Origin of the sequence: Lentzea albidocapillata (genome assembly GCF_000719115.1) — a bacterium.
GTDB classification, from domain to species: Bacteria; Actinomycetota; Actinomycetes; order Mycobacteriales; family Pseudonocardiaceae; genus Lentzea; species Lentzea albidocapillata.
The window spans coordinates 24,971-40,917 of sequence record NZ_JOEA01000004.1 but is presented as its reverse complement, the minus strand read 5'-3'; the positions used below and the strand labels follow the sequence as shown (position 1 = coordinate 40,917).

The following is a 15,947-nucleotide window of genomic DNA, read 5'->3' as shown; positions in this document are numbered from 1 at the left end:
GATGTAGGCGATGACCGGAGTAAGGGGAGTCATGGCCGACCACGTCATCCTGACGCGCTTCAACCTGCCTTCGAAGGGTGCCGAAAGTTACGTCCGGGCAAAGGAAGGATGGCTGACCGAACGCGTTGCGCTGTTCGAGCGCTACTGCCTGCCATCGGTGCTCGCGCAGACGGACAAACGGACGCGTTGGCTCATCTATTTCGACCCCGAATCACCGCAATGGCTCAAGGACAGAATCGCCTCACACGGTGATGCGTACACGCCCGTTTACCGTCCGGAAGTGTCGCGGGAAGAACTGAGATCGGACGTCCGGTCGCTTTTCTCCCAGACCGGTTCCGAGCTGATCACCACGAACCTGGACAACGACGACGGCCTCGCGGCGGACTTCGTGGAACGCCTCTGCGCGGCTCCCCGTCCCACGACCACGGCGGCGTACTACCTGGTCAACGGCCTGATCAAGTCTCCGGGCGGGCTCTATCACCGGGTGGACCGGCACAACGCGTTCGTCTCGGTCCGCGAGTCCTGGGACGCACCCGTGACGTGCTGGGCGCACTGGCACAACCACATGCACCTGCATTTCCCCGTCGTCGAACTGGGCGGGGCGCCGGGCTGGCTGCAGGTCGTGCACGGCGGCAACGTGTCGAACCGCACACGCGGCCGGCTCGTCTCGCCCGAGCCCTACAAGGCGTCGTTCGGGGACTCGCTGGACGACGTGTCCGCGCCGCGCGCGATCGCCGTGGCGCAGGACCGTCTGGTGGATCAGCCGATCCGTTTCCTGCGCGACTCCGGGCGGGTGGCCGCGAAGAACGCGGCCATGAAGGTCCTCGGCAAGGGTGGCTTCGAGAAGATCAAGCAGAAGCTGGCTGCTCGCGGTTGATCCCGCCTGTCTCTCTCACGAGCGCTTTTCTCGTGAGAGAGACAGGCGCTGCTCTTCAGATCGTCCTAGATGCGCAGCGAAGACGAGCGTCACGGTGAGTGCTGCCAGCGCTACCGTGATGCTCGTCCCAAAGGTGGAGAACTGCAGCAGCAGTCCAAAGGCGACGGACGAGACGAGACGGCCCAGCGCCTGCCCGGTCTGTACGACGCTCAGCCCTGACGCACGGAGTGACTCCGGTGCCGTCTCGCTCACCTTGGCCGACAGCACACCGTCCGTCGCCGCGTAGAACAGGCCGTGCAGCAGCAGCGCCGCGATCGCGACCCCCATACCGCCCTCGGGGATGAACAGCAGCGCGTACACGCCGAGCAGCAGCGCGTGGCCGGCGAGGAACATCCGCCAGCGCCCCACCCGGTCCGACAGCTTCCCGAGCGGCGCGGCGGCGGCGAGGAAGACGATCGCGGTGCCGAGCGGCAGCAGCGGCAGCCAGCCGAGCGGGATGTTCGTGGCCTTCTGCACCAGCACGTAGACGAACGCGTCCGACACCGTCGCGAGCCCCAGCATCCCGGCGGAGATGGTCGTGCGGCGGAAGTTCTTGTCGGTCAGCAGGTTCAGCCCGGCCCGGAACGACGGCCGCGGCCCCTTCGGTTTCTTGCCGGTCGGCGTGTCGCGCACGAACGCGATGAGCACGATCAACCCGATGACCGCGAACGCCGCCGACACCGCGAAGATCGGCCCCGGCACGGTCCCGATCTGGAAGAGCAGCAGGAACGTGATGAGCGGGCCGAGCAGCGCGCCGAACGTGTCCATGCTCCGGTGCACGCCGAACGCCGCCCCGAGCCGGTCCGCGGGTGTGGCCAGGGAGATCATCGCGTCCCGTGGCGCCGTCCGGATGCCCTTGCCCGCGCGGTCCGCCGCCATCAGCGCGCCGATGCCGAACGGGGAGGCGCCGACCAGCGGGAAGAAGATCTTCGTGGCGGCGGACAGCCCGTACCCGGCCGCGGCGACGGCCTTGGGCTTGCGGAACTTGTCGGAGACGCTGCCGCCGACCAGGCGCAGCACCGCCGTGGCACCCGTGTAGATGCCGTCCAGCAGGCCGAACTGGGCGTAGCCCAGGTGCAGCGTGAACAACAGGTACACCGGCAGGAACGCCGTGATCATCTCCGCGGAGATGTCGGTCAGCAGGCTGACCGTGCCGAGCGCGAACACCGTGCCCGGCAACCGCTTGCGGAAGTCGGTCTTGGACGGGCGGGAGGAGGCGACGTACACGGGTCACCCACCTGCCCCGGAAACGAAATCCCTGTTCATGGACCGTCCTACCAGCTGAGCGTTTGGTGCCACACCTCTAGAGACAGCAGCGTCCAGATGCGCGGCTGCTCGTTGCGGTCACCGGAATCGTGGTCGTCGAGCAGAGCGCGGACGGCCGCGCGGTCGAAGGTCCTGCCCACGAACGACGTGGGCCCGGTCAGCAGGTCGTAGGCCATGTCGCGCAGGCCGTCGCGGAACCAGGCGTCGAGCGGCACCTTGAAGCCGGACTTCGGCCGATCCACGATGTCGTTCGGCAGGTGCTGGCGCGCTACCTCCTTCACGACCCACTTGGTCGTGCCGCCGCGGACCTTCACGTTGCTGGGCAACGAGAACGCCAGCTCGGCCACGCGGTGGTCGAGGAACGGCGGGCGCAGTTCCAGCGAGGCGGCCATCGACATGCGGTCGCCGCGTTCGAGGAGGTTGTCGGCGAGCCAGGTGTGCGAGTCGGCGTAGAGCATGCGCCGCAACGCGTCCCCGCGCCCGTTCTCGTACGGGGCCAGCACGGACCGGGTGGCGGGACCGCCCAGCAGCGCTGCCCGTTCGGACACCGTGAAGGGCGCGAACCAGCCGCGCATGCGTTCGGCGTAGGACGGTTCGGAGATGGCGCGCAGAGCGACACCCAGCCGTGCCTTGGAGGCGGGCAGTGCCTTCTCCAGGCGTCGTAGAGCGAACGACGGCGCGGCACCGGCGAACCGGGTGGCCGCGGCGAAGCGGTATTTGGGGTAGCCGCCGAACAGCTCGTCGCTGCCCTCGCCGGACAGCACGACCTTCACGTCCCTGCGGGCCAGCTCGGCCAGCCGGAACACGGCCACGTCGGCGGGTTCGGACAGCGGTGCGTCGCGGTGCCAGGAGAGCTTGGCCCAGCTGTCGCGGAAGTCGTCGGCCGTGACGATGACGTTGTGGTGCCGGCTGCCGACGAGCGCGGCGACCTTTTCGGCGTGGTGGATCTCGTCCACGCGCGGGTCGCCGAAGCCGGCGGAGAACGTGTGCAGCTCGGCGTCACCGCGTTCCCGCGCCACGAGAGCCGTGATGAGCGACGAGTCGACGCCGCCGGACAGGTAAGCGCCGACCGGCACGTCCGCGACCAGGGCGTCCCGCACGGACGCGGTGAGCGCCTCGTCCACGAGCCGCACGGCCTCTTCGGGCGTGACGGAGCGGATCTCCGACTCGCGCGGCAGCTCCCAGTACGGCTCGGTCCGCACCTCGCCCTTCGCGGTGACGACCAGGTGGTGGCCCTGCGGCACCTTCCGGACGCCTTTGACCAGCGTGTGCGGCGCGGGCACCGAGCGGTGTGCCAGGTAGTCGTGCAGCGACTCGTGATCCACCTCGGCCGCGCCGATCGCGGGCAGCAGCGCCTTGATCTCGGACGCGAACGCGAACATCTTCGAGTCCGCGTAGTAGTAGAGCGGCAGGATGCCGAGCCGGTCGCGGAACAGGTGCGTTTCGCCCGTGTGGGCGTCGTGGATGGCGTAGGCGAACTGGCCGCGCAGCTTGGCGACCGCGGACGGCCCGTGCTGCTCGTACAGCGCCAGCAGGACCTCGGTGTCGCCGTTCGTGCGGAACGGGTAGGCCAGCTCGGTGCGCAGCTGCCGGTAGTTCAGGATCTCGCCGTTGAACGCGATCGTCGTCGTGCCGGACGCGCCCGCCATCGGCTGCGGGGACCCGGCCAGGTCGATGATCGACAGCCGGGTGTGCGCGAAGCCGATCGAGCCGTCTGACCAGAACCCGCTGTCGTCGGGGCCACGGTGGTGCAGCCGTTTCGCCATCTCGGCGAGGACCTCGCGCGAGACGGGCGCGCCGTCGAACCGTCTGATGCCTGCGATACCGCACATGTCCTAGCGCTCCCCAGAAGAGGATTTTTCGGCGATCTGCATGAGCTCACGGGCGCGGGAGTCCCAGGACGAGGCCAGCACGGCCGCACGGCGTTCGGCCGGGGTCTTCAGGCCGCCGTCCTTGAGCGTGAGCCGGATCCGGTCGATGAAGTCGGCCTCGCCCTGCGCGATCCGGATGACGTCGCCGTAGCGCTCGACCTCGGGGAAGTCCGTCGACACGACGGCCAGGCCCAGGGCCAGGTACTCCTTCATCTTGATCGGGTTCGCGTGCTTGATCCAGTCGTTGTCCAGCCACGGCATCAGCGCGACGTCGAAACCCGAGCCGTAGCCGGGGATCTGGTCGTAGGACCGGAAGTCCAGCCAGTGCACGTTGGGGTACTTGTCGTAGCGCTCCATGGAGCAGGTCGCGTCACCGATCAGCACGACCGACGCCTCGGGGAACTCCTGCGCGACCTTCTCGATCAGGTCGAAGTCGACCAGGTAGTCGTCGAGGCTGCCGAAGAACCCGATGCGCGGGCCCGGAATGCTCGCGATGTCGGCGGGAAGTTCGGTGCGGCGGGTGAAGTGGCCGACGTCCACGCCGTGGTCGAGGAAGTGCGCCCTTTCGCCGGTCAGCGCGGATTCTTCTTCCTGCAACGCGCGCGACACGTAAAGCACGGTGTCCGAATTGGACAGCAGCTGGTTCTCCAGCGCGGCGATCGTGCCCTGGTCGGCCTCGGGGAACGCCGAGTGCCGGTCGGAGCGGTTGAAGATCAGGCCCTTGGTCTTCATGGGTTTCACGACGTCCCAGGCGGTGGGGATCGTGGCGACGACGACCGGCGTGCCCATGCGGAGGAAGAAGCAGACCGCTTTCACCTGGGTGCGGACCAGGACCGAGTTGAGCTTGCGCAGCCACGGCTTGCCGTAGAACGGCAGGGGAGCGGGCGTCATCACGTAGAAGTTCGGCGTGTCCTCAATGGGCTGCCGCACGAGCTTCGCGACGCTCATGGCCTTGCGGAAGATCCGGCGCAGGAACTGGGTGCTCTTGCCGGGCGACGGCATCCGCAGGCCGATGCTGTTGACCAGCAACACCTTGCGGTGCTTGGCGACGCGGCGCAGCAGCTGGAAGTCCGAGTGGGCGCGGTTGTGGTACCACCAGTCCTGCGCCGAGAAGCACAGGTAGCTCGGGCCCTCGGAGGCCACTTCCTCCGGCCAGCGGCGCATGCGGAAAAGCCCCTTCAACGCGGTGCGGTGCTTCGGCGAACGCGCGCGAAGCCCTTCGTTCACGACCATGGCGAGCCACATGAAGAAAGCGGCGAAACGCCCGTGCAGTTCGCGGTGCAGGCGGACCTTGTTCGAGGCGAGCATCGACCACAGCCGCGCGTTCGTGGAGACCTCGCCGCCGATGTGCGTGACCACCGCGCGCGGCTCGAACCAGACGCCGCCGGCGCGCAACATGTACTCGGTTTCCTCCGAATAGAGGAAGTAGCGTTCGTCCAAAAGGCCGTGCTTCTCGATGACCTCGCGCTTGACCAGCCACGCGCAGCCCGTGGCCCAGTGGGCGGCGTGCGCGCCCTGGTAGGCCAACGCGGCGGTGACGGTCTCGCCCAGGCCGATCCGCCCGGCCCTGGTGCCGCCGATGAGGGCTTCCGCGAGGGTGCCGGTGGAGGTGGGCCTGCGGCGCAGCGAGTAGGAGAGCGCGCCATTTTCGTCGACCAGGCGGGGCGCGACGATCGGCTTTCCGGCCGCGCGGAGTGATTCCACGGCTCCTGGGTGCAACCGGATGTCGGCGTTCAGGATGAGAACGTCGTGACCCTCGGCGGCTTTGATGCCCATATTCACACCGGCGGCGTATCCGCCGTTGACCGGGCTGCGCAGAATTTCCACGCCGGGTCGAGTGGCCGCCGCCACAGTGCCATCGGTCGAGGCGTTGTCGACGACGATCACCCTGACGTCGTCCGGCACCGAGTCCAGGCATCCCGCGATGACCTGTTCGCTCTGGTAAGTGACGATGACCACCGCGACAGGTGACCGCTCCACAACCGCTCCTCGCATTTGAGTCTCTGCGCGCTACATCGAGTGCCTTGCAACCTCCGTTACGAGATTCGCCCCATGTGTAACCGTTTTGCCTTCCGAAACGAGAACCAGAGCGTGACGTCATCGCCTCACGTGTTGATCATCGTGCAGAACCTCCCCGTACCGCTGGACCGCCGGGTGTGGCTGGAATGCCGTGCCCTGACCAACGCCGGGTACGAGGTTTCGGTGATCTGCCCCAAGGGTCCGGGTGATCCCGCTTACCAACTTCTCGACGGAGTGCACATCTACAAGTACGCTCCGCCGCCCCAGGCCGAAGGCGCGCTGGGCTATGCGTGGGAGTTCGTGTACTGCTGGGTGCGCACGGCGTTGCTGAGCGTGAAGGTGCGTGCCCGCAGGCGGTTCGACGTGATGCAGGCGTGCAACCCGCCGGACACGTACTGGGCCCTGGCTCTGTTGTGGCGGCTCGGTGGCGTGAAGTTCGTCTTCGATCACCACGACCTGAACCCCGAGGTGTTCCTGTCGCGCTTCGGCGAGCCCAAGGGCGTCGCGGGCAAGGTGCAGTACCGGATCCTGAAGTGGCTGGAGCGCCGCACGTTCCGCACGGCCAACAGGGTGACGTCGACCAACACCTCGTACCAGAAGATCGCGTGGACGCGCGGCGGCGTGCCGCTTGAGCACACCACCGTCGTGCGCTCCGGCCCGGACACCACCGTGATGCGGCCTGTCGAGGGCGTGGACGAGCTTCGACGCGGCGGCAAACATCTGGTGGCGTATCTCGGAATCATGGGACCGCAGGACGGCGTCGACGGGGTCCTGGAAGTCGCACGGAGAGTTGTTTTCGACCACGGCCGCACCGATGTCAGGTTCGCGCTGCTGGGCTTCGGAGACTGCCTCGAAGACCTGAAGAAGCAGGCCACGGCCTGGAAGCTCGATCCGTACGTCGAGTTCACGGGACGGGTTGGGCCCGAACAGATCAGTCGCTACCTGTCGACCTCGTCGGCCGGTCTCGGCCCGGATCCGTTGTCGCCTTTGAACGACGTGTCCACTATGAACAAGACCATGGAGTACATGGCCTACGCGCTGCCGGTCGTCACGTACCGGTTGCAGGAGACCGTGGTGTCCGCGGGCGAGTGCGCCGTGTTCGTCGAGCCGGGTGACGTCGAGGCGTTCACGACGTCGCTGCTCGACCTGCTCGACGACGCCGAACGCCGTGCGCGCCTCGGCTTCGAGGGCCGGCGTCGCTGCGAGGCGGAGCTGGACTGGCGCCCGCAGGCCGAGAACTACGTGGCGGTGTTCGACGGGCTCACCGGCTTCGCCTCGCGCGGCCCGTTCCCCGACGGCAGGCCCGCGCTCGGCGCGGGCACCGACCAGTGGGGCAACAAGATGATCGACGTGAGCGACGACGCCGTGCTCCGCGCGTTCGCCGTGACCCGAACGGGAGAATGATGTTCGTCAGAAGGATCGCTGTCGTCGGCACCGGCTACGTCGGTCTGACCACCGGTGCCTGTCTCGCCTCGCTGGGTCACCGCGTGGTGTGCGCGGACGTCGACGCGGGCAAGGTCGAGCGCCTCTCGCGCGGTGAGGTCGACATCCTCGAACCGCGTCTTGCCGAACTGGTCGCCGAAGGTTTGGCCTCCGGTCGCCTGTCGTTCGTTCTCGGCGCGTCGGCCGCGGTGGCCGACGCCGAGGTCGTGTTCCTGTGCGTGCCCACGCCCATGGGGGTCGGCGGCATCGCGGACCTGGCGGCCGTCGAGTCCGTTGTGGACGAGACGCGCGACCTGCTGCCGTCCGGCACCGTGATCGTCAACAAGTCCACCGTGCCGGTCGGAACGTCGATCCGCACCGCCGAACTGCTGCGCCGGGACGACGTCGCCGTCGTCTCGAACCCCGAGTTCCTGCGCGAGGGCTCGGCCGTGCACGACTTCCTGAACCCTGACCGCATCGTCGTCGGCTGCGACCAGCAGGACGCGGCCGAGCGAGTCGCCGCCCTGTACGCACGCCTTGGCGCGCCTACGGTTCTGACCGACGCGGCCTCGGCCGAGATGGTCAAGTACGCGGCGAACTGCTTCCTCGCGATGAAGCTCTCGTACGTCAACGCGGTCGCGGAGCTGTGCGAGCGCCTCGGCGCGAACATCACCGACGTCACCGAGGGCATGGGCTACGACAAGCGCATCGGCCAGGCGTTCCTGAACCCCGGCCCCGGCTGGGGCGGCTCGTGCCTGCCCAAGGACACGCACGCGATGCTCCAGGTCGCGGACGCCGCCGACTTCGAGTTCCGCCTGCTGCGCGCCACCATCGACACCAACGAGCGCCAGCGCCAGCGGATGGTCGAGAAGGTCCGCCTGGCCGTCACCGGCAAGCGCGGCGGCTCGCTGTCCCACGTGCGCCTGGGACTGCTGGGCCTGACGTTCAAGGCCGGCACGGACGACCTGCGCGACTCGCCCGCGTTGGCCGTGGCGGCGTTGCTGAAGCAGGCGGGCGCGGAGCTCGTCGGCTACGACCCGGCACTCACCGGCGGCACGGACCTCGGCCCGGTGTCCGTTGTGGACGATCCGTACCAGGCGGCCAAGGACGTCGACGCCCTCGTCGTGCTGACCGAATGGCCGGAGTTCCGCTCGCTCGACTGGCCGCGGCTGGCCGAGACCGTGCGGCAGCCCGTGGTCGTCGACACCCGGAACATCCTGGACCCGGACGTCATTCGCCGCGCTGGCCTGACCTGCACGTCGCTGGGTCGCCGTTAGTCCTTTTGAGACCGTCTTCGGGGCGTTCGCCGGGAACGGCGAACGCCCTTTGCTCACCAGCGCGGCAGATCCGGCCCGTGGTGCGTGATGCCGGCGAAGAGGTCGGTCTCCGGCAACGGCGCGTTCGTCGTGTCGATCGCGCGGATGTAGGACTCCGCCGCGAACCGTTGCTGCGCCGTCAGCTTCCCGATGAGCGACTGGCTTTCGTAGCAGTGCAACGCTTTCCGCTTCACGTCCGCCACGCCTGAGGTGTCGATCGTGGTCGTGGCAAGGCTATCGTGCGCTTCCAGGTACAGCTTCGCCGGAATGCCGGTCTCCTTGACCGCGTGCTGCGCGACCCGCGCCGCGTGCACGTGATCGCGGTGCTGGTGCGGGTTGTGGTGGTCGTGCGTGACGACGACCTGCGGCCGGAAGTGCTCGATCAGCGCGGCCACCCGCCCCGCCGCCGTCTCGACGGGGATGGAACAGAAGGCGCCGGGCGGCACCTCGCCCGTCTCGCCGGAGTCGTGATATCCCAACAGTTCCAGGTCTGTGACGCCAAGCACATCGCACGCCGCGTTGAGCTGTGCCCTCCGCCGCGCCGCCACCGCCTGCGGGTGGTGGTTCAGCTCGCCGGGCTTGACGCCACCGGGCATGTCGCCCAACTCGCCGCTCGTACACGTGACGAGGACGATCCGCACGCCCTGGCGGGCGTAGTGGGCCAGGATTCCTCCGGTCGACCGTGACTCGTCGTCGGGGTGAGCATGAACGGCCAGCAAGGTTCTCGGTCCATCGAACTGCACGCGGGGAAGTTACCCCGAAACTATTGTCTTGCCGGTGACCGACTTGCCGTCTGGCCTGAAGCCGCACGAACTCGCACAACACCTGCGTGGACAGATCGAACGCGGGCACGCCTATGCCCGTGCGCGCAAGCAGCGGTTCAGGTGGAAGTCCGTAACTGTCCGACTGACCACTTTGGTGCTTTCGGCGGTGTCGACGATCATCCTCGGACTGCAGAACCTCGACCCCTGGACGGGGACGGCGTTCGCGCTGGTGGCGGTGGTGACCGTGGTGTCCGCTTTGGAGCCGTTCTTCGCGTGGCGCTCGCTGTGGGTGCTGATGGAGGAGGCCAGCTACAAGTTCCACCGGCTGGAGGACGATCTCTCGTACTACGTGGCGTCCACTCCGGCCGACGACGTGGATCCGGAGCGGGTGCGGGAGATGTTCGAGCGGTACCAGGAGATCTGGGACTCGCTCAGCGGGCGGTGGCTGAAGTTCCGCGACAACGGTTAGTGCGGAACACCTTCGCCGCCGGCGAGGGCTCGGCGGCGAAGGCGGTCACGGGACTACGGCGTGCCCGCGGGCTTGCCCTTGGCGTCCGGCGCGCCGGCGTCGTGCAGGAAGTTGTCCTGCCACACCGCCCACTTGTGGGAGGCGCCCTTCTGGCTCACGTAGGCCGCGCCCCACCCGGTGCCGCTGAAGCGGTTGTTGATGGACTTCATGTTGCGGCCGTAGAGGTTGTCGAAGCCCGACTCCAGGCCGAGCTGGTAGCCGCCGCCCTCCAGGAGGTTGCCCTCGACGGTGACGTTGTCGATGTCGCCGCCGTAGGTCTGGATGAACAGGGCGCCGGTGTCGTTGCCGGTGGAGCAGTCGATGCGGTTGTTGCGGAACGTCAGGGTGCGGCCGGCGTTCTTGTCGAGCGGGAAGTCGCGGACGGTGGCGCCGTCGTTGTGCGACTCGCCGTCCGAGCGCAGGCCGCGGACGTAGTTGCCCTCGGCCAGGCCGCTCAGGCTGCTGCCGGTGTTGTAGAAGCAGATGCCGGAGCCCATGCCGCTGATGTAGTTGCGCTGCAGCGTGCCGACGCCGAGGAACGCGCAGGAGCCCGCGATGGTCTTGGCCGGGAGGGCCGAGCCGTCGATGTTCGAGTCGCGGATGGTGACGGGAGCGCCGGTGACCTGGCAGGAGTTGCTGCCGCACGGGCCGTTCGTCGTGATCAGCGGGGCGGTCTCACCGAGCCTGGTGGGGCGGACGCAGGACTTCTCGATGGTGATGTTGCCGGCGAACAGCGTCAGGGCCTGCTCGACGCGCTTGCCGGAGATCACGGTGCCGGCGGCGGGGGCGCCGGGGCCGGTGTAGAGTGGCAGGGCGTCGCAGTTCAGGCCGTGCGCGGCGAGGCCGGTGTTGCCCTGGGTGAGCTTCCAGCCGGGGGAGCCGGAGGGGGCGGGGCTGTTCGCCGGGGGCTTCACGGGGCCGTTGGTGGCGGGCTTCGTGGCCGAGCTGGGTGCCGCCGAGCTGCTCGGGGCGGCGGAGGAACTGCTGGGGGCGCTGGTCGAGGTGGCGCTGCTGCTTTCCGCCACCGGTGCCGGTTGGGCCGCCTCGGTCGGGGAGCAGGCGGCCAGCACGATGACACCACCGGTCAGCAGTACGGCCAATCTCAGTCTCACGGCTGGTCTACCTCCACGCGCGTTCACGACGGGGGACCGTGAACTCGCTAATTGTGTCGTCGGCCGTCGCGGAATGTGTACAGAACTCGTACGACGGAGTTCGTACGGGGCCGTTGAACGGTCAGCACACTGCACGGCACGACGGGTGGAGTCAAGCGGATCTCCTTGCGCCGCAACATCATCTTCCGTCCGGCAGGGAATGTTCGGTCCGCGTGAGCAGGTAGATCACGGTTTTATCACCGAGCCATCCGAATTTTTGATGTGTGAGATCAGCGACCAATGAAAGACGCGCGGCCGGGACCGTCCGTGAGGAAGCTGTGCACAGCGCGTGGCAGGTCCTCGGTCTCGAACAACGCCGACGCGATCGTCGTGACGTGAGCGTCGGCCTCCGGGACGCCACCGTTCTCGAAATGCGCGAGCACCTGTTTGGTCGCGAAGTGTGCCTGCGTCGGACCGATCGCGAGCGACAAAGCGAACTGTTCGGCCGAGAGCGCGAAACCCTCGTCCGGAAACACCCGGTTGACGACATTCCATCGTTCGAGCGTCGCCGCGTCGTAAAGATCGCCGGTCATCACGAACTCCTTCGCGCGACCCACGCCCGCCCGTGCCGCCAGCCGCTGCGTGCCGCCCATCGTCGGCGTCAGGCCCACCACCTTCTCGACCAGCCCGAAGCGCGCCGACGACGAGGCCAGGATCAGGTCGCACGCCACCGCCAGCTCGAAAGCCCAGGTCAGGCACAGTGCGTGCGCGGCGAAGACGGTCGGGATCGGCAGCGCGGCGAGGCGTTGTGGCAGCACGAGCATGCGGTCGAACAGCTGCTGCGCCTCCTCGCGGTACTCCTGCGCGGCGAACAGCGACACGTCCACGCCGCCCGACACGACCCGGCCAGAGGCGTTGACCAGCAACGCCCGCGCGTCCCCCAGCTCGTCCAGGGCCTCGTGGAACTCCGCGTCGAGGTCGAGGGAGTACAGGTTGAGCGGCGGCGCGTCGATCGTGATGATCGCGAGCTCGTCGCGGCGGGTCAGGTGGATCTTCACAGCTTTCTCACAACCAATCGCGGCGCTTGAACATCAGGTACAGGAAGTAGGAGAGGCCGAAGATACCCAGCGTGGAGACCCAGAAGCCCCATTTCTGCTCGAAGCCTGGGTACGGGACGTTCATGCCGTAGTAGCCCGAGATCGCCGTCGGCACCGCGATGATCGCGGCCCAGCTCGTGACCTTCTTCATGATCGAGTTCAACCGGTTGCCCTGCACGGCGACCTCGGCCTCGCGCAGGTTCGTGATCAGCTCCCGCATCGACTCGGTCAGCTCGGCCGTGAACAGCGTGTGGTCCTTCACGTCCAGGTAGTACGGCATCATCACGTCGTCCACGAGGTCGTGCTCACGGTGCAACAGCGACCCCAGCACCTCACGCATCGGCAGCGCGACACGCCTGAGCTGCACCAGGGCGCGCCTGAGCTGCAACGCCCTGCGGCCGACGTGCGGCTTCTCCTCGTAGATGCGGTCTTCCAGGGTCTCGATGTCGTCGTCGAGGGCCTGCGCGGCGGCGTAGTGACCGTCCACGACGTCGTCGAGCAGTCCGTGCAGCAGGAACCCGACGCCCGACGAGGCCAGCTGGGGCGCGCTGTCCCACCGCCGCTCGACGCCGCCCAGGGCGTAGTCCTCGCTCTCGCGCACCGTCACGAGCGCATTCCGCGCCACGAACACGTCGACCTCGCACGTCTTGATCTCGTGCTTGTCGTACCGGACCGCGTACACGGAAAGGAACAGGTGAGTGGGATAGCGGTCGACCTTGGGGCGCTGCCGTTCGGAGAACGCGTCCTCGATGGCGAGCTCGTGCAACCCCAGTTCGTCGCGCAGCAGACCTATCTCGTCTTCGGACGGCGCGCAGAGGTCGAACCACACGACGGCGGAGTGATCTTCGAGACGCCCGGCCGCCTCCGCGACCGGGAAGTCCCTGTCCACGAGTTCGCCGTTGCGGTACAAGCGGGTCCGGCCCATGGGTGACAACGATACGTAGATCTACTCAGATGTGAGGTTTCGGCCCGAGTTCCCGCTACCCTCGATCCGGTGAAGGTGGACCAACCACAGCGCATTGGGGACTACCTGCTCTTGGGCAGGCTTGGTCGTGGTGCCATGGGAACGGTCTACCTGGGGCAAGGCAGCGACGGACGCCAGGTCGCGGTCAAGGTCGCGCGGGCCGAGCTCGCCGACGACCCGCGTTTCCGCGAGCGGTTCCGCCGCGAGGTGCAGATGGCCCGTGCGGTCGGCAGCGCCGGCACGGCGGCGGTCGTGGACGCCGACACGCGCGCGCCCCGTCCGTGGATGGCCACGGAGTACGTGCCCGGGCCGACGCTCCAGGAGGCCATCGAACGGCACGGTCCCTTGCCGGAGCACCATTTGAGACGCCTCGCCGAAGGTCTGGCCGAAGCGCTCACCGCCATTCACCGGGCTGGTCTGGTCCACCGCGACCTCAAGCCGTCCAACGTGCTCCTCGGAGCCGACGGACCCCGCGTCATCGACTTCGGCATCTCGCGCGCGATGGAGCACACCGCGCTGACGGAGACCGGCATGGTCTTCGGCACGCCCGGCTTCCTCTCGCCCGAGCAGATCACCGGCCAGGAGGTCGCGTCCCCGAGCGACGTCTTCGCCCTCGGCGCCGTGCTGGTCTACGCGGCGACGGGCAAGGGCCCGTTCGGTGAGGGTCCGACGGCGACGTTGCTCTACAAGGCCGCCCACGGCGAACCGGACATCGACGGCGTGCCCAAGCCGCTGCGGCCGTTGGTGCAGAAGTGCATGCACCGCGACCCGGCCAAGCGTCCCGAACCGGCCGAGGTGACGCGCCTGCTGTCCCATGTCGTCACGCCGAAGCCGCCGACCAGCAAGATGCCCGCCCCGATGACGCCGGCCGCCGCGACGTTCTCGACGTCGCGGTTCGTGCCGATGGCGTGGGGCGGCCTGAACCTCGCCGTGGCATTGCTCGCCGCCGCGATCGCCGACCCGGCCGCGCAGGCGAACGGCGCCACGCAACTGCTGGCACTGGCCGCGTTCTGCGTGCTCGTCGTGCGCGCGGTGCGCTACTTCAGCGCTGCCGCACGCCGCAAGGTCGTGATCGAGATCAGCCGCGAGGGCATCGCCACGACGCGCAACGGCAAGTTCCACCAGTACTGGTGGTACGAGCTCGCACGGGTGCGTGTGGTGCCGCACAAGAAACGGCCGTGGGTCGTCGTCTGGCTCAAGGACCCGGCGCCGCGCCGCTTCTTCGGCGCGCACCACGGCGGTGTGCGGGTGTTCCCGATCGCCCACGAGCGCACCAGGAGGCGGCGCGAGCGCGACGTCGCCGAACTGCGCGCCGCCCTGGCCTGGTACCTGCCGCGCAGCTACGACGGCCGCTGATCGGTCCACTCGGCCGTGATGGTGACCGAGGTCGTCACCGTGTCCGCCGGGATCCGCGAGTCGGTCGCCTTGCGCTGCTCCATGCCGGTGACCTGGCCGGTCGCCGGGTCGACGGTGAACAGCGTCGTGCCGCCGTCGGCCGACACCTTCCCGTCGTCCCAGCGGACCTGGGGAGACTCGGCGATCCTGCGGTACAGCGCGGCCTTCTCCTCGTTCGTGGTGAACGGCGAGAGCATCGCGGCCGCGGCGTCGTCCAGCCTTCGCCCGGGATCGGTGCTCAGCGGCTGTCCGGCGGTCTCCTCCTTGCACGGGGTGCTCGCGCAGAACGAGTTCCACAGCACAGGACCGCGGGAGTCGCCGGCGAAGTCCGAGGCGGGCCGCCGCGCACCCGCGATCGGCCGCTGGCCTCCGGTGGGCCTGCGGTAGATCACGACCATCTCGTCAGCGGCGGTGGGCAGCCACACGTCGAACTCGAACTCGATCGCCGAGGACGCGTACGGGTCGCCCACTCCCATCACCTGCCAGATGCGGTAGGTGATGCGGCGGTACTTGGCCGTCGGCTGCTCCGCCACCTCCAGCAGCGTCGCGGCCTCCGGCAACGAGGTCGCGGGCTTCACCGGCAGCGTCGCGGGCGCGTCCCGGGAGACAGGCCGCAGCAGCACCACGAGCCCGGTGATCATCACCACCGCGACGGTCGCCGCCGCGATGCCGGCCCAGCGGCGTGAGCGGGACCGCGGCTTCTCGGCGAACAGCTGCTCGCGCAACCGGGCCAGCCGCACGTCGTCGGCGGGCCGCATCGGGTAGAGCTCGGCGAGGTCGTCGTCCAGCACGTCACGCATGTTCCACTTCCTTCAGCTTCGCGCGCAGGCGGTGCAGACGGGACCGGGCGGTGCCGGGGTTGAGGCCGAGGGCTTCCGCGCTCTCCTGCACGGACAGCCCGGCCAGCGACACCAGCAGCACCAGGTCGCGGTCGGTCTCGGACATCCGGGCCAGCTCGCGGGCGATCCGGCGCAGGTGCGCCCGCGAGTCGACGCGGGTGACCACCGTGTGCTCCAGCGACTCGGCGACACCGAGGTCGACGCCGTACCGTTCGGCGGTGCGCAACAGGCGGGTCTCGCGCTTGGCGTGCCCGCGCAACAGGTTCGTGGCGATGCCGTAGAGCCAGCCGACCACACTGCCCTTCTCGGGGTCGTAGCCCTCCTCGCCGCGCATGGCGGCCAGGAAGGTCTCGCTGACGAGGTCGTCGGCCACGTCGGCGCCCACCCGCCGCGCCAGATATCGGTGCAACGGATGGGCGTGCTCGTCGAACAGCTCCGCGAACATCACGCCCCCAGTTGGCTTCTCGCGGCACCGGTGT

14 protein-coding genes are annotated in these 15,947 nt (G+C 68.5%); 5 read left to right on the top strand and 9 right to left on the bottom strand.

Going from position 1 to position 15,947, the window contains the following annotated elements; translation table 11 throughout:
• Positions 1-31: 31 nt before the first annotated feature.
• Positions 32-877 carry a glycosyltransferase gene (locus tag IG04_RS0105820; RefSeq protein WP_030475492.1) on the top strand — a complete coding sequence of 282 codons (846 nt, stop codon included), beginning with the start codon at positions 32-34 and terminating at the stop codon, positions 875-877.
• Between the two features lie 15 nt (positions 878-892).
• Here the strand turns inward: IG04_RS0105820 and IG04_RS0105815 are convergent, their stop codons facing one another.
• The 3 genes from IG04_RS0105815 to IG04_RS0105805 are packed head-to-tail and all read right to left on the bottom strand — an operon-like array spanning position 893 to position 6,033.
• Entirely contained in the window at positions 893-2,143 is a 1,251-nt protein-coding gene (locus IG04_RS0105815) for an MFS transporter (RefSeq protein ID WP_051768989.1), read from the bottom strand.
• Between the two features lie 47 nt (positions 2,144-2,190).
• Entirely contained in the window at positions 2,191-4,014 is a 1,824-nt protein-coding gene (gene asnB, locus IG04_RS0105810) for an asparagine synthase (glutamine-hydrolyzing) (RefSeq protein ID WP_030475490.1), read from the bottom strand.
• 3 nt (positions 4,015-4,017) lie between these two features.
• A complete protein-coding gene (locus IG04_RS0105805; protein WP_245816556.1) occupies positions 4,018-6,033 on the bottom strand; it encodes a glycosyltransferase in 2,016 nt (671 codons plus the stop codon).
• A 111-nt stretch (positions 6,034-6,144) separates the two neighbouring features.
• Here IG04_RS0105805 and IG04_RS0105800 point away from each other — a divergent pair, with 111 nt between their 5' ends.
• Together IG04_RS0105800 and IG04_RS0105795 are read left to right on the top strand one after the other, a co-directional pair.
• On the top strand, positions 6,145-7,476 hold the full coding sequence (locus tag IG04_RS0105800; RefSeq protein WP_245816554.1) for a glycosyltransferase family 4 protein: 1,332 nt from the start codon (positions 6,145-6,147) through the stop codon (positions 7,474-7,476).
• A complete protein-coding gene (locus IG04_RS0105795) occupies positions 7,476-8,771 on the top strand; it encodes a UDP-glucose dehydrogenase family protein (protein WP_030475487.1) in 1,296 nt (431 codons plus the stop codon). The genes IG04_RS0105800 and IG04_RS0105795 overlap by 1 nt, the downstream gene beginning before the upstream one ends.
• Before the next feature lie 53 nt (positions 8,772-8,824).
• On the opposite strand, the gene IG04_RS0105790 is transcribed toward IG04_RS0105795, so the two are convergent.
• Positions 8,825-9,553 (bottom strand): PIG-L deacetylase family protein, encoded by a 729-nt coding sequence (locus tag IG04_RS0105790; protein WP_030475486.1) that lies wholly within the window; start codon positions 9,551-9,553, stop codon positions 8,825-8,827.
• 34 nt (positions 9,554-9,587) lie between these two features.
• On the opposite strand from IG04_RS0105790, the gene IG04_RS0105785 reads away from it, so the two are divergent.
• On the top strand, positions 9,588-10,043 hold the full coding sequence (locus IG04_RS0105785) for an SLATT domain-containing protein (RefSeq protein ID WP_245816552.1): 456 nt from the start codon (positions 9,588-9,590) through the stop codon (positions 10,041-10,043).
• Positions 10,044-10,096: 53 nt separating this feature from the next.
• Here IG04_RS0105785 and IG04_RS0105780 read toward each other — a convergent pair whose 3' ends face one another.
• The 3 genes from IG04_RS0105780 to IG04_RS0105770 all read right to left on the bottom strand — a co-directional run bounded on the left by IG04_RS0105780 (position 10,097) and on the right by IG04_RS0105770 (position 13,195).
• Positions 10,097-11,194 carry a right-handed parallel beta-helix repeat-containing protein gene (locus IG04_RS0105780; protein ID WP_157512868.1) on the bottom strand — a complete coding sequence of 366 codons (1,098 nt, stop codon included), beginning with the start codon at positions 11,192-11,194 and terminating at the stop codon, positions 10,097-10,099.
• Positions 11,195-11,463: 269 nt separating this feature from the next.
• Positions 11,464-12,231 (bottom strand): enoyl-CoA hydratase/isomerase family protein, encoded by a 768-nt coding sequence (locus IG04_RS0105775; RefSeq protein ID WP_030475483.1) that lies wholly within the window; start codon positions 12,229-12,231, stop codon positions 11,464-11,466.
• 7 nt (positions 12,232-12,238) lie between these two features.
• Complete coding sequence (locus IG04_RS0105770; RefSeq protein WP_030475482.1) at positions 12,239-13,195, bottom strand: magnesium transporter CorA family protein; 957 nt, start codon at positions 13,193-13,195, stop codon at positions 12,239-12,241.
• Between the two features lie 69 nt (positions 13,196-13,264).
• On the opposite strand from IG04_RS0105770, the gene IG04_RS0105765 reads away from it, so the two are divergent.
• Positions 13,265-14,590, top strand: coding sequence for a serine/threonine-protein kinase (locus tag IG04_RS0105765; RefSeq protein WP_036013877.1), 1,326 nt, complete (start codon positions 13,265-13,267; stop codon positions 14,588-14,590).
• Here the strand turns inward: IG04_RS0105765 and IG04_RS0105760 are convergent.
• On the bottom strand, positions 14,575-15,429 hold the full coding sequence (locus tag IG04_RS0105760) for a hypothetical protein (protein WP_030475480.1): 855 nt from the start codon (positions 15,427-15,429) through the stop codon (positions 14,575-14,577). The two genes, IG04_RS0105765 and IG04_RS0105760, sit on opposite strands and share 16 nt — an antisense overlap.
• Entirely contained in the window at positions 15,422-15,913 is a 492-nt protein-coding gene (locus IG04_RS0105755) for an RNA polymerase sigma factor (RefSeq protein WP_036013875.1), read from the bottom strand. Before IG04_RS0105755 ends, IG04_RS0105760 begins: the two co-directional genes overlap by 8 nt.
• Between the last annotated feature and the right edge of the window lie 34 nt (positions 15,914-15,947).